Raw genomic sequence first — 17,666 nt, 5'->3', positions numbered from 1 at the left:
CTCCCCTTCTCCCCCCCCCCCCCCCCCTACACCCCCCCCCCCCCCCCCCCCCCCCCCCCCCCCCCCCCCCCCCCCCCACCCACCCCCCCCCCCCCCCCCCCGGCGCCCGGTCCCGGCCCGGTGGGCCGGGGCGGCGGGCTCAGTGGACGAAGGCCGGCTCCGCCGCGGCCTCCGCGGCCGCGTCGCGCTTCGCGCCGAGGTGGTTGAAGGCGAGGTTGAGCAGGATCGCGACCACGCAGCCGGTGCTGATGCCGGAGTCGAGGACGACCAGCAGGTCCTTCGGGAAGGCGTGGTAGAACTCGGGCGCGGCGATCGGGATCAGGCCGATGCCGACCGAGGCGGCGACGATCAGGGCGTTCTCGCCCTTCTCCATGGCCGCGCCCGCCAGGGTCTGGATGCCGCTGGCCGCGACCGAGCCGAAGAGGACCACGCCGGCGCCGCCGAGGACGGGCAGCGGGACGACCCCGATCACGGAGGCGGCCATGGGACACAGGCCGAGCAGGATCAGGATGCCGCCGCCGGCCGCGACGACGAAGCGGCTGCGCACCTTGGTCATCGCCACGAGCCCGATGTTCTGGGCGAAGGCGCTGCACATGAAGCCGTTGAACAGCGGGCTGAGCGCGCTGCCGAGGGTGTCGGCGCGCAGACCGCCCTCGATGGTCTTCGCGTCCGCGGGCCGGCCGACGATCTTGCCGAGGGCCAGGATGTCGGCGGTCGACTCGGTCATGCAGACCAGCATCACGATGCACATCGAGACGATGGCGGCGACCTGGAACTGCGGGGCACCGAAGTGGAAGGGGGTCGGGAAGCCGACGACGGAGGCGTTCTTGACGGCGTCGAAGCTGGTCATGCCCAGCGGGAGGGCGATCAGCGTGCCGGCGACCAGGCCCAGCAGGATGGAGATCTGCTGGAGGAAGCCGCGCAGGAACTTCCGCATCACCAGGACGATCGCCAGGGTGAGGGCCGCCATGCCGATGTTCTTCATCGAGCCGTAGTCGGCGGCGGTGCGGTTGCCGCCCTGCGACCAGTTGAAGGCCACCGGCAGCAGCGATACGCCGATCAGGGTGATGACGGTGCCGGTGACGACGGGCGGGAAGAAGCGTACGAGCTTGCCGAAGTAGGGGGCGGCTATGAAGCCGACCAGTCCGGCGACGATGATCGCGCCGAAGATGATGGGGATGGCGTTGTCCCCCTCCCCCTTGCCGATGGCGATCATCGGGGTCACGCCGGCGAAGGAGACGCCGTTGACGAAGGGGAGCTTGGCGCCGATCTTCCAGAACCCGAGGGTCTGGAGCAGGGTGGCGAGCCCTGCGGTGAAGAGCGAGGCGCCCATCAGGAAGGCGGTCTCGGTGGCGGAGAGGCCCACGGCCGGGCCGACGATCATCGGCGGGGCTACGACACCCGCGTACATGGCGGCCACGTGCTGGAGACCGCTCGTGAACATCTTCAGCGGAGGCAAGGTCTCGTCGACCGGGTGCTTCTCCTCCGGTACTGCGACTGCATCTTTGCGAAACCTGGGCGTTGCGGCCACGGCTTCCTCCGGTCGGTTAAACACGTCGGCAGGGACGTGGGTGTCATGGAGGTGGTGCGAAAGCGTGCTGGTCCAGCCTGTATGGAGTTGTGGGTGCTGCTACTTCTTGTCCCAAGGGGTGCGGAATCGATTCGCCCAAAATCGGCTCCACGCGGTGGCCCCACCCCCCTGAGGGGCTGGTGGTGCCGTGGCAGTGGCACGAGGTGTACGTGTCTCGCTGCGGTGCGGGTGTCACGAGTCACCGCCGCTGGGCGGTCGTCGCGTGATCACCGCTCCGGTGGGAGCGGTGACCGCTCCCGGGGGCGCCCTCGGATCTCTCCTCGGGCGCTTCCCGGGAACGGCTGCCGCGGACCCCGCTCGGGTCCGCGGCCGCCGGCCGGGGGCCGTCCCCCCCGACCGGACTTCTGGGGTTCCCCCCAGCGGTCGCTGGGGAGATCAGCCCTGAGCGGAGATCCGCGCCAGGCGCTGGGCCTCCTCGCGGGTGGAGACCGCGATGGCCTCCTCGTCCGCGAAGAGCAGCCGGTTGTTCTCGACGATCTGCTTGCCGTTGACGAACGAGGCGGTGACCGGGGCGGCCGCACCGAAGACGAGCGCGGTGACCGGGTCGGCGATCGAGGAGTGCAGGAAGGTGTTCAGGTTCCACAGCACCAGGTCGGCGTTCTTGCCGACCTCCAGCGAACCGATGTTGTCGGCGCGGCCGAGGACCTGCGCGCCGCCGTAGGTGCCGAGGCGCAGCGACTGGCGGGCGTTGAGCGCGGCCTCGCGGTGCACCGGGTTCAGACGGTTGATCAGCAGCGCGTTGCGCAGCTCGGTGTGCAGCTCACCGGACTCGTTGGAGGCGGTGCCGTCCACGCCGAGGCCGACCGGGACGCCGGCGGCCAGCATGTCCGGGACGCGGGCGATGCCGGCGGCCAGACGGGCGTTGGAGGACGGGCAGTGCGCGACTCCGGTCTTGGTGCGGGCGAACGCCGCGATGTCGGAGTCGTTCATGTGGACGCTGTGCGCCATCCACACGTCCTCGCCGAGCCAGCCGGTCGACTCGAAGTAGTCGGTCGGGCCCATGCCGAAGAGCTCGTGGCAGAACTTCTCCTCCTCGACCGTCTCCGAGCCGTGCGTGTGCATGCGCACACCCAGGCGGCGGGCCAGCTCGGCACCCTGCTTCAGCAGCTCGGTGGAGACCGAGAAGGGGGAGCACGGGGCGACCGCGACCTGCGTCATCGAGTCGGCGGAGGCGTCGTGGAACTTCTTGATGGTCGCCTCGGTGTCCGCGAGGGCGCCCTCAAGGGTCTCGACGGCGTGGTCCGGCGGCAGGCCGCCGTCCTTCTCGCTGCGGTCCATGGAGCCGCGGGCGAGGGTGAAGCGGACGCCCATCTCGGACGCGGCGCGGATGATCGCGCCGGAGAGGTCGCCGGAGTTCTTGGGGTAGACGTAGTGGTGGTCCATCGCGGTGGTGACACCGCCGCGGGCCATCGCGGCCAGGGAGCCCTGGGCGGCCACGTACGCCATCTGCTCGTCGATGCGCGCCCAGGTCGGGTACAGCGCGACGAGCCAGTTGAAGAGGTTGTGGTCGGTGGCCAGGCCACGCGTGATCCACTGGTAGAAGTGGTGGTGCGTGTTGACCAGACCGGGGGTCACGAGGTGCCCGGTGCCGTCGATCCGGCGGACGACGTTGTCGAGGTTCTCGGGGGCTTTGCCCGCGCCGATGGACTCGATCTTGTTGCCGGCGATGACGATGTGACCCGAGGCGTACTCGGTGTCGTTCGCGTCGACGGTCGCAATCGCACAGTTCTCGATGACGATGCGCTCTACGGCGCCGTCATGGGCTGCCGGTGCTGCCATGGGACTTCCTCGTGCTTTCAGTGGCGGTGCGGGCACGGCAAAACCCAGGGGATTTGAGTGCCGGATCCGGGGGCCTGACAGCTGACAGTACTGCCGCCCCGTGTGCTGGTCCGGGTGCCGATTCAGGAAGTTGTGGGGGTGTCGCGCCCCGGGGCCACTGCGGAGCCCCGGGACGCGAGCGTGCACTGCTCAGAGGTTGGTCATGTCCACGGGGATACGGGCGTCAGCGCCGTCGCGGAGGACCGTCGCCTCGATCAGACCGTACGGGCGGTCCGCGGCGAAGTAGACCTCGTTGTCGTTCTTGAGGCCGAAGGGCTCCAGGTCGACGAGGAAGTGGTGCTTGTTCGGGAGCGAGAAGCGGACCTCGTCGATCTCCGAACGGTGGTTGATGATGCGCGAACCCATCTGGTACAGGGTCTGCTGCAGCGACAGGGAGTAGGTCTCCGCGAAGGCCTGGAGCATGTGCTTCCGGGTCTCGGCGTAGGACTTCTCCCAGTTGGGCATCCGCTGCTCGTCGTCGGTCCAGTTGAACCGCCAGCGGCCCGACACCTGGGTGGCCAGGATGCGGTCGTACGCCTCCTGCAGGGTCGTGTACTTGTCCTTCACGTAACCCCAGAACTCGGAGTTCGTGGAGTTCATGACGATCAGGTCCTTGAGGCCGGAGATGACCTCCCAGTTCTGGCCGTCGTACGTGATCTGGGTGACGCGGGTCTCCATGCCCTTGCGGACGAAGGAGTGGTTGACCTCGTCGGCGCCGATGAACTTGGAGTTGGCGTCCGAGGTCGCGATGCGGTCCCAGGCGTACTCTTCGATCCGGATGCGCGCGCGCTGGATCGGCTCCTGGCTGTTGACGAACCAACGGGCCAGGTGGATGCCGAACTGCTCGGCGGACTCGATGCCGTACTCCTTGGCGAACGCGTACACCGTGTTCTTGGTGGTGTCCGTCGGGAGGACGTTGGCGTTCGAGCCGGAGTAGTGGACGTCGTCCATGTCGCCGGAGAGGGCGACCGAGACGTTCAGGTCCTTGATGTGGTGGGTGTCGCCGTCCCGCGTGATCTTGACGACGCGGTTCTCTGCCTTGCCGTACTGGTTCTGGCCCAGAATCGTGGCCATGCTAGCTCCCTCGGTAAACGGAGTAGCCGAACGGGTTGAGCAGCAGCGGTACGTGGTAGTGCTCGCCCGGGTTCACCGCGAAGGTGATGGTTACCTCGGGGAAGAACGCACCGCTGTCCCTTACGCGGGGGGCGTCCTGCTGCGCCTCGGCTTGCTTCTTTGCGAAGTACGTCTCGGTCTCGAAGTCGAGACGCACGTGTGTGGTGCCCTCCGGCAGGGCCGGCAGGTCCTTGCAGCGCCCGTCGGCGTCGGTGGCGCTGCCGCCCAGGGCCGCCCACTCGCCGTCGAGGCCCGCGCGGGCCGACAGGGAGATGGCGACGCCCTCGGCGGGACGGCCGATGCTGGTGTCCAGGATGTGGGTGGACACCGACGCGGTGGTCTCGGTGCTCATGGTCACTCTCCTTCTGCGAGTTCGGCGAGGCGGGTCAGGCGGATCCGGTTGATCTTCACCAGCTCGCCGCGGGCGATCTCTCGCTCCTGCTCGGCGCTGTTGTCGATCCGGACCTTGACCGCGTCCCGCATGAACTCACCGGTCGCACCGGTGGCGCAGATGAGGAAGACGTGGCCGAACTTCTCCTGGTACGCCAGGTTCAGCTCCAGGAGCTCGTTCTTGAGCTCCTCCGAGGCACCGGCCATGCCACGCTGCTCGCGGGCGGAGGTCGGGTCTCCCGGCTTCGGCCGGCCGATCGGCGCGTGGCCTCCCATCGCCTCGCCGAGGTCCTCCGCGGTGAGCTCCGCCATGGCGGACTCGTTGGCGGCGAACAGGGCGTCGACGGTGGCGAAGGGGCGCTGGGCGAGCAGCTTGCTCCCCCACGCCGAACTGGCGCACACCTCGTGCAGCTCGGCCGTGGCCGCACTGTCGTCCAAGGCGTTGAACCGGGTGAGACCCGGGGTCGGACTCGAAGTCACGGTAGGCCTCCGTGGCCTGTTGTTGCTTTGACGGGCTGCGCATAGCTAACGCCCTCGGCAACACGGCGTCAACACTTTGTTGAAACTTCCCGTACACAAAAGCCGCCGCCCGGGTGAATTGGGCGGCGGCTCGTCACCACGGGTTATTCAGCCCTCACTCTTGGCTGTCTTTTCGGGCTTCGTTTGAGCGGCGGCATCCCGGTTCAAGTAGTTGTAGACCGTGAAGCGGCTTACGCCCAGGGCGCTCGCGACCGTTTCCACACCGTGCCGCACCGAGAAGGCGCCCCGCGCCTCCAGTATGCGCACCACGTCCTGCTTGGCCTTGCGGTCCAGCTGTGACAACGGTACGCCGTGCCGGCGCTCCAGCACGGCAAGGATGCGGTCCAGCGAGTCGGAGAGCTGGGGCAGGCGCACGGCCAGCAGCTCCTGGCCCTCCCACGCGAGCACGACGTCGTCGGGCTCCGCCAGGGCGGGGTCCATCATCTCGCCGCCCATCGCGTCCACCAGCGGCTTGACCGCGGCGACGAACGGGTGGTCGCGGGGCTCGGTCATGCGCCGTCCTCCCCGATCACATTGACCTGGAGCGAGACGCGCGTGGCGCCGGCGTCCAGGGCGTCGCGCAGCAGCGCGGCGACGGCGGTCAGCACCCGGTCGGAGTCGCCCTCCGCGGTGTTTCCGAACGGGCCGACGTCGACCGCGTCCAGCTCGGCCTTCTGGATGACCTCGCGGGCGGCCACGGCGTGGGCGGGAGCCTCTTCGAGGTCGAAGGGCTCGGTCGTGAACTCAACTCTCAATCGCACGTCGTCAAGCTACCGGGCAGTCCTGAGATTCCGGGAGTCCGCACTTGACAAGTGCGACGGTCGGCTTGCAGTCTTCCATCAAGCAGAAAATAACTTCCGCAATACGGAAGGAGCGCACACCCCTCATGGGATACACGGACCAGCGCTTCGATGTGAACCTGTCGATCCTCTTCACGGAACTCCCGCTCCTGGAGCGCCCCGCGGCCGCCGCCGCGGCGGGCTTCACCGCGGTCGAGCTGTGGTGGCCCTGGATCGAGACCCCCACCCCCGCTCAGGAGGAGCTGGACGCCCTCAAGAAGGCTCTTGAGGACGCCGGCACCCAGCTGGTGGGCCTGAACTTCTACGCCGGCCAGCTGCCGGGCCCGGACCGCGGTGCGGTATCGGTCCCCGGCGAGGAGTCGGACCGCTTCAACGCCAACATCAACGTGGCGGCCGACTTCGCCGCCTCGGTCGGCTGCAAGGCGCTCAACGCCCTGTACGGCAACCGCGTCGAGGGCGTGGACCCGGCGGTCCAGGACGAGCTGGCCCTGAAGAACCTGGTCGTCGCGGCCCAGGCCGCGGACCGCGTGGGTGCGATCCTCCTGATCGAGACCCTCAACAAGCCCGAGTCGCCGCTCTACCCCCTGGTGAGCGCCCCGGCCGGCATCGAGGTGGTGGACAAGGTGAACGAGGCCACCGGCCTCGGGAACGCCAAGTTCCTCCTCGACCTGTACCACCTGGCGATGAACGATGAGGACCTCTCCGAGGTCATCGAAAAGTACGCCGCCAAGACCGGGCACGTCCAGATCGCGGACAAGCCGGGACGCGGTGCCCCCGGCACCGGCGAGCTGCCCCTCGAGGACCTCCTCGACCAGCTGAAGAAGGCCGGCTACCAGGGCTTCGTCGGCCTGGAGTACAAGGCCGCCGACGCCGCCGCGTCCTTCGACTGGCTCCCGGCCGAGGCCCGCGCCGCCAAGTAAGAGGACAAAGTCCGGGCGATCGGCCAGGCACCTCACGCACTTTTCGTACGAAGCATTAAGAGAAGGACCCTCATCATGAGCAACCTCCCCAAGATCGCGTGGATCGGTCTCGGCATCATGGGCTCCCCCATGTCCGAGAACCTCCTGAAGGCCGGCTACTCGGTCACCGGCTTCACCCTGGAGCAGGACAAGCTGGACCGCCTGGCCGCCGCCGGCGGCTCCGCGGCCGGCTCGATCGCCGAGGCCGTCGCCGACGCCGACGTCATCATCACGATGGTGCCCGCCTCCCCGCAGGTCGAGGCCATCAACTACGGCCCGAACGGCATCCTCGAGAACGCCAAGTCCGGCGCGCTGATCATCGACATGTCGTCGATCACCCCGCAGACCTCCGTCGACCTGGCGAAGAACGCCGCCGAGAAGGGCATCCGCGTCATCGACGCCCCGGTGTCCGGCGGCGAGGCCGGCGCCATCGAGGCCGTACTGTCGATCATGGTGGGTGGCGAGCAGGCCGACTTCGACGCCGCGCTCCCGATCCTCGAGACCCTCGGCAAGGTCATCGTCCTGTGCGGTCCGCACGGCTCCGGCCAGACGGTGAAGGCCGCCAACCAGCTCATCGTCGCGGTGAACATCCAGGCGTGCGCCGAGGCCGTCGTCTTCCTCGAGAAGTCCGGCGTGAACCTCGAGGCCGCCCTCGACGTCCTCAACGGCGGTCTGGCCGGCTCCACGGTCCTGACCCGCAAGAAGGACAACTTCCTGAACCGCGACTTCAAGCCCGGCTTCCGGATCGACCTGCACCACAAGGACATGGGCATCGTCACCGACGCCGCCCGCAACGTCGGTGCGGCCCTGCCGGTCGGCGCGGTCGTCGCCCAGCTGGTCGCCTCGCTGCGCGCCCAGGGTGACGGCGGCCTGGACCACTCCGCGCTGCTGCGCGCGGTCGAGCGCCTCTCCGGCGCCCAGGTCTGATCACCACGGCGGCCCGCTCCCCCGGGCCGCCCTCCCCCCGCCCTGACGGGGGCCTGAGTTTCCGGATGGTGCCGGTGCTGACACCTGTCCTGTCGCGCCCAAGTGCCGGCACCGTCCGGATCACCTCTCCTCACTCTTTCTTTTAAACAAACTGTTGACGTCGCGTTCACGCCGAAATTAGGCTGTTCCGCATGACGGAAGACGCTTTCCGTCAGCAGTTACCCGTACGGAAGGTCACCATGTCGAAGCGCACGCTGACGACCGAGTCCGGCGCCCCGGTCGCCGACAACCAGAACTCCGCCACCGCCGGCGTCGGTGGCCCGCTCCTGATCCAGGACCAGCAGCTCCTGGAGAAGCTCGCCCGCTTCAACCGCGAGCGCATCCCGGAGCGCGTCGTGCACGCCCGCGGCTCTGCCGCGTACGGCTACTTCGAGGTGACCGACGACGTCACCGCGTACACGAGCGCGGCGTTCCTGAACACGGTCGGCAAGAAGACCGAGACCTTCCTGCGCTTCTCCACCGTCGCCGACTCCCTCGGTGGCGCGGACGCCGTCCGCGACCCGCGCGGCTTCGCGCTCAAGTTCTACACCGAAGAGGGCAACTACGACCTCGTCGGCAACAACACCCCGGTGTTCTTCATCAAGGACCCGATCAAGTTCCCCGACTTCATCCACTCCCAGAAGCGCGACCCCTTCACGGGCAAGCAGGAGCCGGACAACGTCTGGGACTTCTGGGCGCACGCCCCCGAGGCCACGCACCAGATCACCTGGCTGATGGGTGACCGCGGCATCCCGGCGTCCTACCGCCACATGAACGGCTACGGCTCCCACACCTACCAGTGGACCAACGCCCAGGGCGAGGCCTTCTTCGTCAAGTACCACTTCAAGACGAACCAGGGCATCCGCTGCCTCTCGGGCGAGCAGGCCGCCGAGCTCGTCGGCCAGGACGCCAACTCGCACCAGACCGACCTGCTCCAGGCCATCGAGCGCGGCGTGAACCCGAGCTGGACCCTCTACGTCCAGATCATGCCCGCCGCCGAGGCCGCGGACTACCGCTTCAACCCGTTCGACCTCACCAAGGTGTGGCCGCACTCGGACTACCCGCTGCAGCGCGTCGGCCGCCTGGTCCTGGACCGGAACCCCGACAACGTCTTCGCCGAGGTCGAGCAGTCCGCGTTCTCCCCGAACAACTTCGTCCCGGGCATCACCGCCTCGCCGGACAAGATGCTCCAGGGCCGCCTGTTCGCGTACGCCGACGCCCAGCGCTACCGCCTCGGTGTGAACCACACCCAGCTGCCGGTCAACGCCCCCAAGGCGACGAAGGCCGACAACTACGGCCGCGACGGCGTCATGGCGCTGCGCAACGGTTCGCGCGCCGACAAGAACTACGAGCCCAACTCGTACCAGGGCCCCGCCGAGACCGGCATAGCCCTCGGTGCCCCCAAGGCCGTCTCCGGCTACACGGGCACCCACGAGGCCCCGGCCCACACCAAGGACGACGACTTCTTCCAGGCCGGTGAGCTCTACCGCCTGATGTCGGAGGCCGAGAAGCAGCGTCTGGTGGCGAACATCGCCGGCGGCCTGTCTCAGGTCACCCTCGAGGACGTCATCGAGAAGAACCTGGCTCACTTCCACGCCGCCGACGCCGACTACGGCAAGCGCGTCGAGGAGGCCGTCCGCGCCCTGCGCGACGCCTGAGCCGAAAAGCTGCACCGGGGGCCTGACGGGAGGTCAGGCCCCGGGTGCCGAGCCCGCACCGCGGACCCGGATGAGGGGTGGTACGCGGTGGGGGCAGGACGAGGACCGTGGCGGGCGAGCGAGCCAGTGCGGTGGTAATGGGTTCCGAGGCCCGTCTCTTGACCTGAGGGAGACGACGCCGGAGTTCTCGTCGCCCGACCGCCACGGTCCCAGCCACTCCTCTATATAGAGGGGCCACGCACAGGGCCCCCTCTATATAGAGGAGAACCTTCCAACTCCGCCCGGCGGTGCGAACGTCCTGTCGCGCCAGCCTCGCTCCGTCGGGCGGTAACAACCAGAGAGCCGAGTCACGGACGGTCCCGTGACTCGGCTCTTTGTTGTTGGGGGGGGGTGGGGTGCGGGACGCGGGGTACGGGGCTTGCGGCGCGGGCCCGCTATCTCCCCCTCGAGGGGGTGGGGCGGGTCGGTATTTGCCCACCCGCCTCCCAGGGTGCGGGCCGGTGGGTGGGGAGCGGTGTCCCCTTGGACCGGATCAGAGCGGGTTGGGGGCTTCCCGTCAGTCCCATCGCCCTTCCGTGTCGTGCCGGCCTGTCAAGGGCGCTCCTTCGTCGCGTCGCTACGCGATCGCCTTCGGCGACCCTTGACAGACCGACCCGCCCCGGAAAGCCGAAAGACTGCCGGGAAACCCCCAAAGAAACGGCACGGTCCATCGTTGGAGGAGCGGCCGTCTCAGGGATAAGGCGAGGGGCCGGGCGCCGGCCCGCCGGGCATCCGGGCCCTCAGATGCCCTGTTTCCGGGTCGCGGGCGCGGTTACCCGCACGAGAGGTTGGTCTGGGCGACCTGCGGAGCCTCCAGGCGCAGCAGATCGCTACGCGCCCCTCCCCGCTTGGCGTCCGACTCCCGTCCGTGGCTGGTACCCGCACCAGAGGGCGAACAGAGCAGTCCAGGGAGCGGTCGGGCGCGTCAGATCGCTACGCGCTTCTCTCATCTCGGCGGCCGACGGCCGTCTGGGGCTGGTCTAGGGCGGGTTCGACGTTGGTGGCGGCGGTGGTGAATTCACGGCCGGAGGCACCTCGGATATAGGCGAGCTCCATCCACCGCTCGATACCGGTGTCCGAGACGTTCTCGTTGATCACTGCCATCAGCACGCCCTCAACGCCAGAGGCGATGTCGCGGACGCGTCGGTAGAGCAGTCGGTGGGGGACGTACTCGTAGCACTCACTCATCGGATGCCACCTCGAAGGTGCCGAGGAAGCGCTCCCAGCCGGCCACAGCCCTATCGAGTAGAACCGCACTCGGCGCGATGACCGCAGCCACAGCCTTCGGCTGGCTGTCGTCGCTGCTGTCCACGGGGACTTGAGGCATGCACACCCTCCTCGCTCACATTCAGTAGCAGAGCAACTACGACACTACTCGCAGCGTTTCTGCGAATCAAGAGAAATTGTTACTCGCAGGATGTCTGTGCGCCTGCGAGACTGTCTGCGACTCGAAAGGAGCACGTATGAGCGAGGGATTCGGCCTGGTCGTGCGCTTCTCACTGCGCGATCAGGAAGCCGCGAAGGCGTTCGACGAGCTGTGCGCGATCACCCTGGAGGGCATCAAGGGAGCGGAGCCCGGGACGCTGACCTACGTGGTGCACGTGCCGGAGGGCGAGCCCCTGGTGCGCGTGTTCTACGAGCTGTACGCGGACCGTCAGGCTTTCGACGCTCACGAGGCGCAGCCGCACACCAAGCACTTCCTCGCTCAGCGGGAGCAGTACCTTGCCGGTGTCGAGGTCACGTTCCTCGATGCGATCGCGGGGAAGGTGGCGGCAGCGTAGTGAGTTCCGAGGAGCGGCGCGTCTTTGGGGCGCGCGTGGCAGGTCTGCGCAAGCAGAAGGGCGTGACGCAGGGAGAACTCGCTGCGGCCATCGGCCGCACGGCGAGCTGGCTGTCACAGGTCGAGCGGGGTATCCAGCCGGTCAACCGCCTGGACGTGCTGCGCCTTCTGGCTGACGGCCTCGGCGTGCCGCTCCAGGTTCTTCAACCCGACGCGCCGCCCCCGGTCGAGGCGACCCCGTCACCCGTGTCGGAGACGAACGACCTCGATCAGGCCCGGCTGGTGCTGTCCGGGCATCCAGCGCTCGATGTCCTCCTCAATCCACGCCAGGACTTCCAGCCGGACGACCTCCTCGCCCTCCGTTCGTCGGTGGACGTGATCTGGACCCTCACCCACAGCGCTCGGTTCGCGGAGCTGAGTGTGGAAATAAGCGCGTTGGTCCCGAGGCTGGAGTGGGCCTGCCGTACGGCGTCGGCTGAGCACGTACCCGAACTGCACGATCTGCTGGCCAGGACCTACCAAGCCCTGGCTGCGGCCTTCGTGCGCCAGCACGAGGCAGATGCGGCATGGGTCGCAGCGGACCGGGCGATCCGCGCGGCGGAGCTCTCAGGCAACCCGCTGAGCGTGTTCGCCGGGATCTACCGTCTGTGCCACGCCTTCGTACGCCTGAACCACCTCGACCAGGCGGAGCGTGCTGCGGTCACGGCCATCAGCGCCCTTGAGAACAGCAGGGCCGGCGAGCCCCAGCGCCTGTCCGTCCTGGGATCGCTGCACCTGGTGCTGGCACTCGTACAGGCCCGCGCGGGCGACAGATCCGCCGCGCGGCAGCAGATCGAGGCCGCCCGAAGCGTCGCCCGACGGCTGGGCGAGGACCGCAACGACTTCCATCTCGAGTTCGGCCCCACGAACGTGGAGATCCAAGCCGTCTCGACCGCAGTCGAACTCGGCGATGCAGGCGAGGCCCTTGACCTCTCCAAGGGGATCAACGCGGACGGCTTGTCCGCCGAGCGCCAGGCCCGCTTGTTGATGGACATGGGCAGAGCCCACGCACAACGCCGCCAGCACGCAGACTCACTGGACTGCCTACTGCGCGCCGAGAAACTGGCACCTGAAATGGTCCGCACCCACCTCGCGGCCCGGACGGCCATCAGGGACCTCGTGCTCAGCGCCGGCCGCACCGCCTCCGACGAACTGCGAGCCCTGGCCGAACGCACGGACAGTCTCGGCTGAGACCAATGAACACCCCACCGAAGGTCTCAACGCCACGCCATTCCGTGTCGGTTGCCGGGGTGGTGGTGCGTGATGACGGCCGAATGCTGGCCATCCGCCGCGCCGACAACGGGACGTGGGAGCTCCCGGGGGAGTGCTGGAGCTGGCGGAAACCCCCGAAGAGGGCGTGCGGCGGGAGGTGTTGGAGGAGACCGGCATTAGTGTCGAGGTGGATCAGCTCACCGGCGTGTACAAGAACGTCACGGCCGGAGTGGTGGCACTGGTCTTCCGCTGCAAGCCCTCCGGCGGCACAGAGCGCGTCTCAGGCGAGAGCACGGCAGTCCAGTGGCTGACAGCGGACGAGGTGGCCGAGCGCATGTCCGAGGTCTACGCCATCCGACTCCTGGACGCCCTCGACGGCCACGGCCCCCATGTCCGAAGCCACGACGGACGCCAACTCCTCACAGAGCAGCCCTAGACAGGCGCCACCGACCGCGATCGAAAGCCGGACCGCCCGTGCGGATCCGCGCGACCGTCTGAGAGGACCTGGGATGAGCCAGTCAGCACAGTTCAGCATCGAGCGGCTCGACGGGCCGGCAGCGGCCAAGGCCGAGGACGCCTTCCGGCTGGTCTACGCCGAGGCCTTCGCCGAACCTCCCTACGGCGAGACCGAAGCAGACGTGTCCGCCGCCTTTCGGCGCTTCCGGTCCCAGACCCGCAAGGGCACCTTCGCCGGAGCACTGGCCACGACCGATGACGGCGAACCGGTAGGCATGGCCTACGGCTTCCCCCTCGGCCCGCAGACGGTCTGGTGGGATGAGCTGACCGAGCCCGTGCCGGATGACATGCGCCGCGAGGACGGCCGCAGAACCTTCGGCCTGATGGAGCTCGCCGTGCGCGCCCCCTGGCGCAGGCAGGGGGTCGCCCGTCGCCTGCACGACACCCTCGTCTCCACGACCGACGCCGAACGCGTGCTGCTCAACGTCCGCCCGGACAGCGAAGCCTCGGTGGCCGCCTACCGGGCCTGGGGCTACCGCAAAGTGGGCGACGCCCGCCCGTGGCCTGGAGCACCGTTGCACTACATGATGCTGCTCGCCAACACACCGCGGGGTGCCTGACCGCTTCCCGCGCTGCTCTGTTCGTCCTCTGGTGCGGGTATCGGCCCAGGACGGCCGCTGGCCGCCGAGACCAGAGGAGCGCGTAGCGATCTACCGCGCCTGGACGCCTCCTCGGCTGCCCTGTTCGTCTTCTCGTGCGGGTATCAGCCACAGGCGGTCGTCGGACGCCGAGACGTGAGGAGCGCGTAGCGATCTGTCGCGCTTGGGTGGCCTGGCGGGGGCTCTGACCGACCTCTCGTGCGGGTAGTCGCGCCCCTGGCCCGGAATCATGGATGTGGGGGCCGGATGCCCGGCAGGCCGGCCCCTGACCCCTCGCCTGATCGCTGACACGGCCGCTCCTCCAATGATGGACCGTGCCGTTTCTTTGGGGGTTTCCCGGCAGTCTTTCGTCTTTCCGGGGCGGGTCGGTCTGTCAAGGGTGGAGCGAAGCGACATCGCGAAGCGACGCGACGAAGGAGCGCCCTTGACAGGCCGGCACGAACCGGAAGGACGATGGGACTGACGGGAAGCCCCCAACCAGCTCTGATCCGGTCCGTGGGGACACCGCTCCCCCACCCCCAACCCCGCCCCGCAACCGGAGCCCCGCCGCGCTCGAAGGCAGAGGGCACGCCCCCGCCTCGGGCCCGCCCGAGCCCCGTGCCCCGCTCCGCGGGCGCCCAACACCGCCCCGGACCCACCCGCCCGAGGGTGTCGACCCCGCCTCACGGGGCCGCGTACGAAAAGCCCAACGGCCCCCGCCCTCCCTGAGGAGGAACGGGGGCCGCAAGCCGTGTACGGGGTCGATCAGACCTGGAGGGCCTTGATCGCGGTCGGGGCGTGGCCCGGCTCGGTCGCGAGCTCTTCGAACTCGGTGACGTCGCTCATGTCGACCGTCTTGCTCATCGCGATGTTGGTGATGCGCTCCAGGATGGCCTCGACGACGACCGGGACCTGGAACTCCTGCGCCAGCTTCTTGGCCTCCTCGAAGGCCTCGCCCAGCTTGTCCGGGTCGGTGACGCGGATGGCCTTGACGCCCAGGCCCTCGGCGACCTTGACGTGGTCGACGCCGTAGACGCCGATCTCCGGGGTGTTGATGTTCTCGAACTCGAGGTTGACCTCGAAGTTGATGCCGAGGCCGCCCTGCGCCTGGCGGATCAGACCCAGGTAGGCGTTGTTCACGAGGACGTGGACGTAGGGGACCTTGTGCTGGGCGGCGACCGCCAGCTCCTCGATCATGAACTGGAAGTCGTAGTCGCCGGAGAGGGCGACGACCGGGACGTCGGGCTGCGCGGTGGCGGCGCCGATGGCGGCCGGGATGGTCCAGCCGAGCGGGCCGGCCTGGCCGCAGTTGACCCAGTGGCGCGGCTTGTAGACGTGCAGGAACTGCGCGGCCGCGATCTGGGAGAGGCCGATGGTGGTGACGTAGCGGGTCTCCGGGCCGAACGCCTTGTTCATCTCCTCGTAGACGCGCTGCGGCTTCATGGGGATGTTCTCGAAGTGCGTGCGGCGCTGCAGGGTGGCCTTGCGCTCCTGCGCGGAGGCGGCCCAGGCGGAGAAGTCGGGGAGCTTGCCCTCGGCCTTCCACTCCTTGGCGACCTCGATGAAGAGCTCCAGGGCGACCTTGGCGTCGGAGGCGATGCCGAAGTCCGGGGCGAAGATCTTGCCCAGCTGGGTGGGCTCGATGTCGACGTGGACGAACTTGCGGCCCTTGGTGTAGGCGTCCAGGTTGTAGCCGGTGTGACGGTTGGCCCAGCGGTTGCCGATGCCGATGACCGTGTCCGACTCCAGGAACGTCGCGTTGCCGTAGCGGTGCGCGGTCTGGACGCCGACCATGCCGGCGGCCAGCTCGTGGTCGTCCGGGATGGTGCCCCAGCCCATGAGGGTGGAGATGACCGGGATGCCCGTCAGCTCGGCGAACTCGACCAGCAGGTCGGAGGCGTCGGCGTTGATGATGCCGCCACCGGCGACGATCAGCGGGCGCTCGGCCTCCAGCAGGAAGCCGAGGGCCTTCTCGGCCTGGGCGCGGCTGGCCTGCGGCTTGTAGACCGGCAGCGGGGTGTAGGTCTCGGGGTCGAACTCGATCTCGGTCAGCTGGACGTCGATCGGCAGGTCGATCAGGACCGGGCCCGGACGGCCGGAGCGCATCAGGTGGAAGGCCTGCTGGAACACGCCGGGGACCTGCGCGGCCTCCAGGACGGTGGTCGCGGCCTTGGTGACCGGCTTGGCGATCGTGGCGATGTCGACGGCCTGGAAGTCCTCCTTGTGGAGCTTCGAGACCGGAGCCTGACCGGTGATGCAGAGGATCGGGATCGAGTCCGCGATGGCGGAGTACAGGCCGGTGATCATGTCGGTGCCGGCCGGGCCCGAGGTACCGATGCAGACGCCGATGTTGCCCGCCTTGGCACGGGTGTAGCCCTCGGCCATGTGCGAGGCGCCCTCGACGTGGCGGGCCAGCGTGTGCGCGATGCCGCCCACGTTCTTGAGCTCGCGGTAGAACGGGTTGATCGCAGCACCGGGCACGCCGAACGCTTGTTCGACACCCTCGAGCTTGAGGATCTCAACTGCGGCAGCGGCGGCTGTCATACGAGGCATCAGGTTCTCCTGCGGGTCTGGCGGTCAGACTTTTTCCGTCATCCGGAATTTTTGTTCTGCTATACGGAACAAGCTAAAGCGCGACTTCGCGCACGTCAAGGCGGTACGGCACCCCGGAACCCACCAAAAGCCGCATTGCGTTCGGTGAGTTGTACAAATGACCAGGGCCCGGCAACGGATCGGCGTGAATCAGCCGGTCCTCGTCGCCCCGCCGTCGCCGGTGGTGGAGCATGGACCCACGCACAGCGACGGAGGGGGTCCAGGTCTCATGGCGGAAGCGGTACCGGTGCGCTGTCCTTCGTGCCGGCGCGAGAACGGATACAGCGTCCCGGTCTACCCCTGCGCCTGCGGGAGCCCGGTCGCGCCGCCCCTGGACCTGGCGGCCCCGCCCGTCCCCCTCACGCACCGCAACTGGTCGGAGGCCTGGGTGACCGTGCGCTGCGGGGCCTGCGGCCGGGAGAGCGAGTGGCCGCACCCGGAGGTCGGCTGCGGCTCCTGCGGGATGGTCGTACGGGTACCCGTGCACCCGGTGGAGCAGCCGGCCGGGGACGCGGCGGGCCGGGGCGCGGGCGCGGGCGGGGGCGCAGCCGGGGGCGCGCGGGACGGCGTACGGCGGGAAGCGGCCCGGGCGGAACCCGGCGGGGGTGCGGACGGCCCGGAGGGTGCGGAGGGTCCGGACGGCCCGGACGGTCAGGGGTCGCGTACGGGCCCGGCCGCCGGGCGGCCCGCGGTGTCGCGGCCGGCGTTCCGGCCCGTGACCATCCGTACCGCCCGGGACGCGGTGGTCACGGCCGCCCTGTACCTGCGCTGGCTCGGCTTCCAGGACGTGCGCCAGCCCGACCAGGTGCCGATCCCCTCCGCGGTGGTGGACCTGCGGGCGCCCGGGGTGGTGGCGCAGGTGGACCCGACCACCGCGCCGGCCGGGCTGCGGGCGGTGGAGTGCGTGTGGTTGAACGGCCTGACGGCCTCGGCGCCCAGCGTCTACTTCTCCCTGGCCGGGTACACCGAGGAGGCCCGGGGACGGGCGGACGACCTGGGGATACCGCTGTTCGTGATGGACCTGACGGGCATGCCGCAGCCGGTCAACGACCCGGCGGACCGGCTGGTGGGAATGGGGGCCTAGGCTCTGGGGCTG

At 69.0% G+C, this 17,666-nt stretch carries 17 protein-coding genes and 1 pseudogene; 8 read left to right on the top strand and 10 right to left on the bottom strand.

What is annotated here, in order from left to right; all coding sequences use genetic code 11:
- Nucleotides 1–139: 139 nt before the first annotated feature.
- The 7 genes from AC07A6_RS31165 to AC07A6_RS31135 form a co-directional block, all read right to left on the bottom strand.
- Complete coding sequence (locus tag AC07A6_RS31165; RefSeq protein ID WP_362474009.1) at nt 140–1,531, bottom strand: nucleobase:cation symporter-2 family protein; 1,392 nt, start codon at nt 1,529–1,531, stop codon at nt 140–142.
- A gap of 435 nt (nt 1,532–1,966) precedes the next feature.
- Nucleotides 1,967–3,370 (bottom strand): 8-oxoguanine deaminase, encoded by a 1,404-nt coding sequence (locus AC07A6_RS31160; RefSeq protein WP_125817987.1) that lies wholly within the window; start codon nt 3,368–3,370, stop codon nt 1,967–1,969.
- A 189-nt stretch (nt 3,371–3,559) separates the two neighbouring features.
- A complete protein-coding gene (pucL, locus tag AC07A6_RS31155) occupies nt 3,560–4,483 on the bottom strand; it encodes a factor-independent urate hydroxylase (protein WP_125598700.1) in 924 nt (307 codons plus the stop codon).
- A 1-nt stretch (nt 4,484) separates the two neighbouring features.
- Nucleotides 4,485–4,874 (bottom strand): hydroxyisourate hydrolase, encoded by a 390-nt coding sequence (gene uraH, locus AC07A6_RS31150; protein ID WP_385533518.1) that lies wholly within the window; start codon nt 4,872–4,874, stop codon nt 4,485–4,487.
- A 2-nt stretch (nt 4,875–4,876) separates the two neighbouring features.
- Nucleotides 4,877–5,392, bottom strand: a complete 516-nt coding sequence (gene uraD, locus AC07A6_RS31145; RefSeq protein WP_362474019.1) for a 2-oxo-4-hydroxy-4-carboxy-5-ureidoimidazoline decarboxylase — start codon at nt 5,390–5,392, stop codon at nt 4,877–4,879.
- A gap of 147 nt (nt 5,393–5,539) precedes the next feature.
- Entirely contained in the window at nt 5,540–5,944 is a 405-nt protein-coding gene (locus tag AC07A6_RS31140; RefSeq protein ID WP_362474022.1) for a helix-turn-helix domain-containing protein, read from the bottom strand.
- Nucleotides 5,941–6,192 (bottom strand): thiamine-binding protein, encoded by a 252-nt coding sequence (locus tag AC07A6_RS31135; RefSeq protein ID WP_385770584.1) that lies wholly within the window; start codon nt 6,190–6,192, stop codon nt 5,941–5,943. Before AC07A6_RS31135 ends, AC07A6_RS31140 begins: the two co-directional genes overlap by 4 nt.
- Nucleotides 6,193–6,317: 125 nt before the next feature.
- Here AC07A6_RS31135 and AC07A6_RS31130 point away from each other — a divergent pair, with 125 nt between their 5' ends.
- From AC07A6_RS31130 to AC07A6_RS31120, 3 genes are all read left to right on the top strand, one after another.
- Nucleotides 6,318–7,151, top strand: a complete 834-nt coding sequence (locus AC07A6_RS31130) for a TIM barrel protein (RefSeq protein WP_125598712.1) — start codon at nt 6,318–6,320, stop codon at nt 7,149–7,151.
- 75 nt (nt 7,152–7,226) lie between these two features.
- Nucleotides 7,227–8,117 (top strand): 2-hydroxy-3-oxopropionate reductase, encoded by an 891-nt coding sequence (locus AC07A6_RS31125; protein WP_007267382.1) that lies wholly within the window; start codon nt 7,227–7,229, stop codon nt 8,115–8,117.
- A gap of 239 nt (nt 8,118–8,356) precedes the next feature.
- Complete coding sequence (locus tag AC07A6_RS31120) at nt 8,357–9,814, top strand: catalase (protein ID WP_469116720.1); 1,458 nt, start codon at nt 8,357–8,359, stop codon at nt 9,812–9,814.
- A gap of 972 nt (nt 9,815–10,786) precedes the next feature.
- Here the strand turns inward: AC07A6_RS31120 and AC07A6_RS31115 are convergent.
- Both AC07A6_RS31115 and AC07A6_RS31110 read right to left on the bottom strand, forming a co-directional pair.
- Nucleotides 10,787–11,041 (bottom strand): hypothetical protein, encoded by a 255-nt coding sequence (locus tag AC07A6_RS31115; RefSeq protein WP_478779361.1) that lies wholly within the window; start codon nt 11,039–11,041, stop codon nt 10,787–10,789.
- The gene (locus AC07A6_RS31110) at nt 11,034–11,180 is read right to left on the bottom strand and encodes a hypothetical protein (RefSeq protein ID WP_362467770.1); all 147 of its coding nucleotides are present in this window, start codon (nt 11,178–11,180) and stop codon (nt 11,034–11,036) included. Before AC07A6_RS31110 ends, AC07A6_RS31115 begins: the two co-directional genes overlap by 8 nt.
- Nucleotides 11,181–11,316: 136 nt before the next feature.
- Between AC07A6_RS31110 and AC07A6_RS31105 the strand changes: the two genes are divergently transcribed.
- The 4 genes and pseudogenes from AC07A6_RS31105 (at nt 11,317) to AC07A6_RS31090 (ending at nt 13,960) form a co-directional block, all read left to right on the top strand.
- On the top strand, nt 11,317–11,634 hold the full coding sequence (locus tag AC07A6_RS31105) for a putative quinol monooxygenase (protein ID WP_478779360.1): 318 nt from the start codon (nt 11,317–11,319) through the stop codon (nt 11,632–11,634).
- A complete protein-coding gene (locus tag AC07A6_RS31100; protein ID WP_478779359.1) occupies nt 11,634–12,863 on the top strand; it encodes a helix-turn-helix domain-containing protein in 1,230 nt (409 codons plus the stop codon). Before AC07A6_RS31105 ends, AC07A6_RS31100 begins: the two co-directional genes overlap by 1 nt.
- 5 nt (nt 12,864–12,868) lie before the next feature.
- Nucleotides 12,869–13,320 (top strand): annotated as a pseudogene (locus AC07A6_RS31095) (NUDIX hydrolase).
- 73 nt (nt 13,321–13,393) lie between these two features.
- Nucleotides 13,394–13,960, top strand: coding sequence for a GNAT family N-acetyltransferase (locus AC07A6_RS31090; protein ID WP_478779358.1), 567 nt, complete (start codon nt 13,394–13,396; stop codon nt 13,958–13,960).
- A 783-nt stretch (nt 13,961–14,743) separates the two neighbouring features.
- Here the strand turns inward: AC07A6_RS31090 and gcl are convergent.
- Complete coding sequence (gene gcl, locus AC07A6_RS31085; protein ID WP_362467761.1) at nt 14,744–16,531, bottom strand: glyoxylate carboligase; 1,788 nt, start codon at nt 16,529–16,531, stop codon at nt 14,744–14,746.
- A gap of 268 nt (nt 16,532–16,799) precedes the next feature.
- Between gcl and AC07A6_RS31080 the strand changes: the two genes are divergently transcribed.
- Nucleotides 16,800–17,654 carry a hypothetical protein gene (locus AC07A6_RS31080; protein ID WP_478779357.1) on the top strand — a complete coding sequence of 285 codons (855 nt, stop codon included), beginning with the start codon at nt 16,800–16,802 and terminating at the stop codon, nt 17,652–17,654.
- Nucleotides 17,655–17,666: the final 12 nt, after the last annotated feature.

This window comes from Streptomyces sp. NPDC044002 (genome assembly GCF_056434525.1).
The sequence above is the reverse complement of the archived record's forward strand: the minus strand, read 5'-3'. Positions and strand labels throughout refer to the sequence as shown.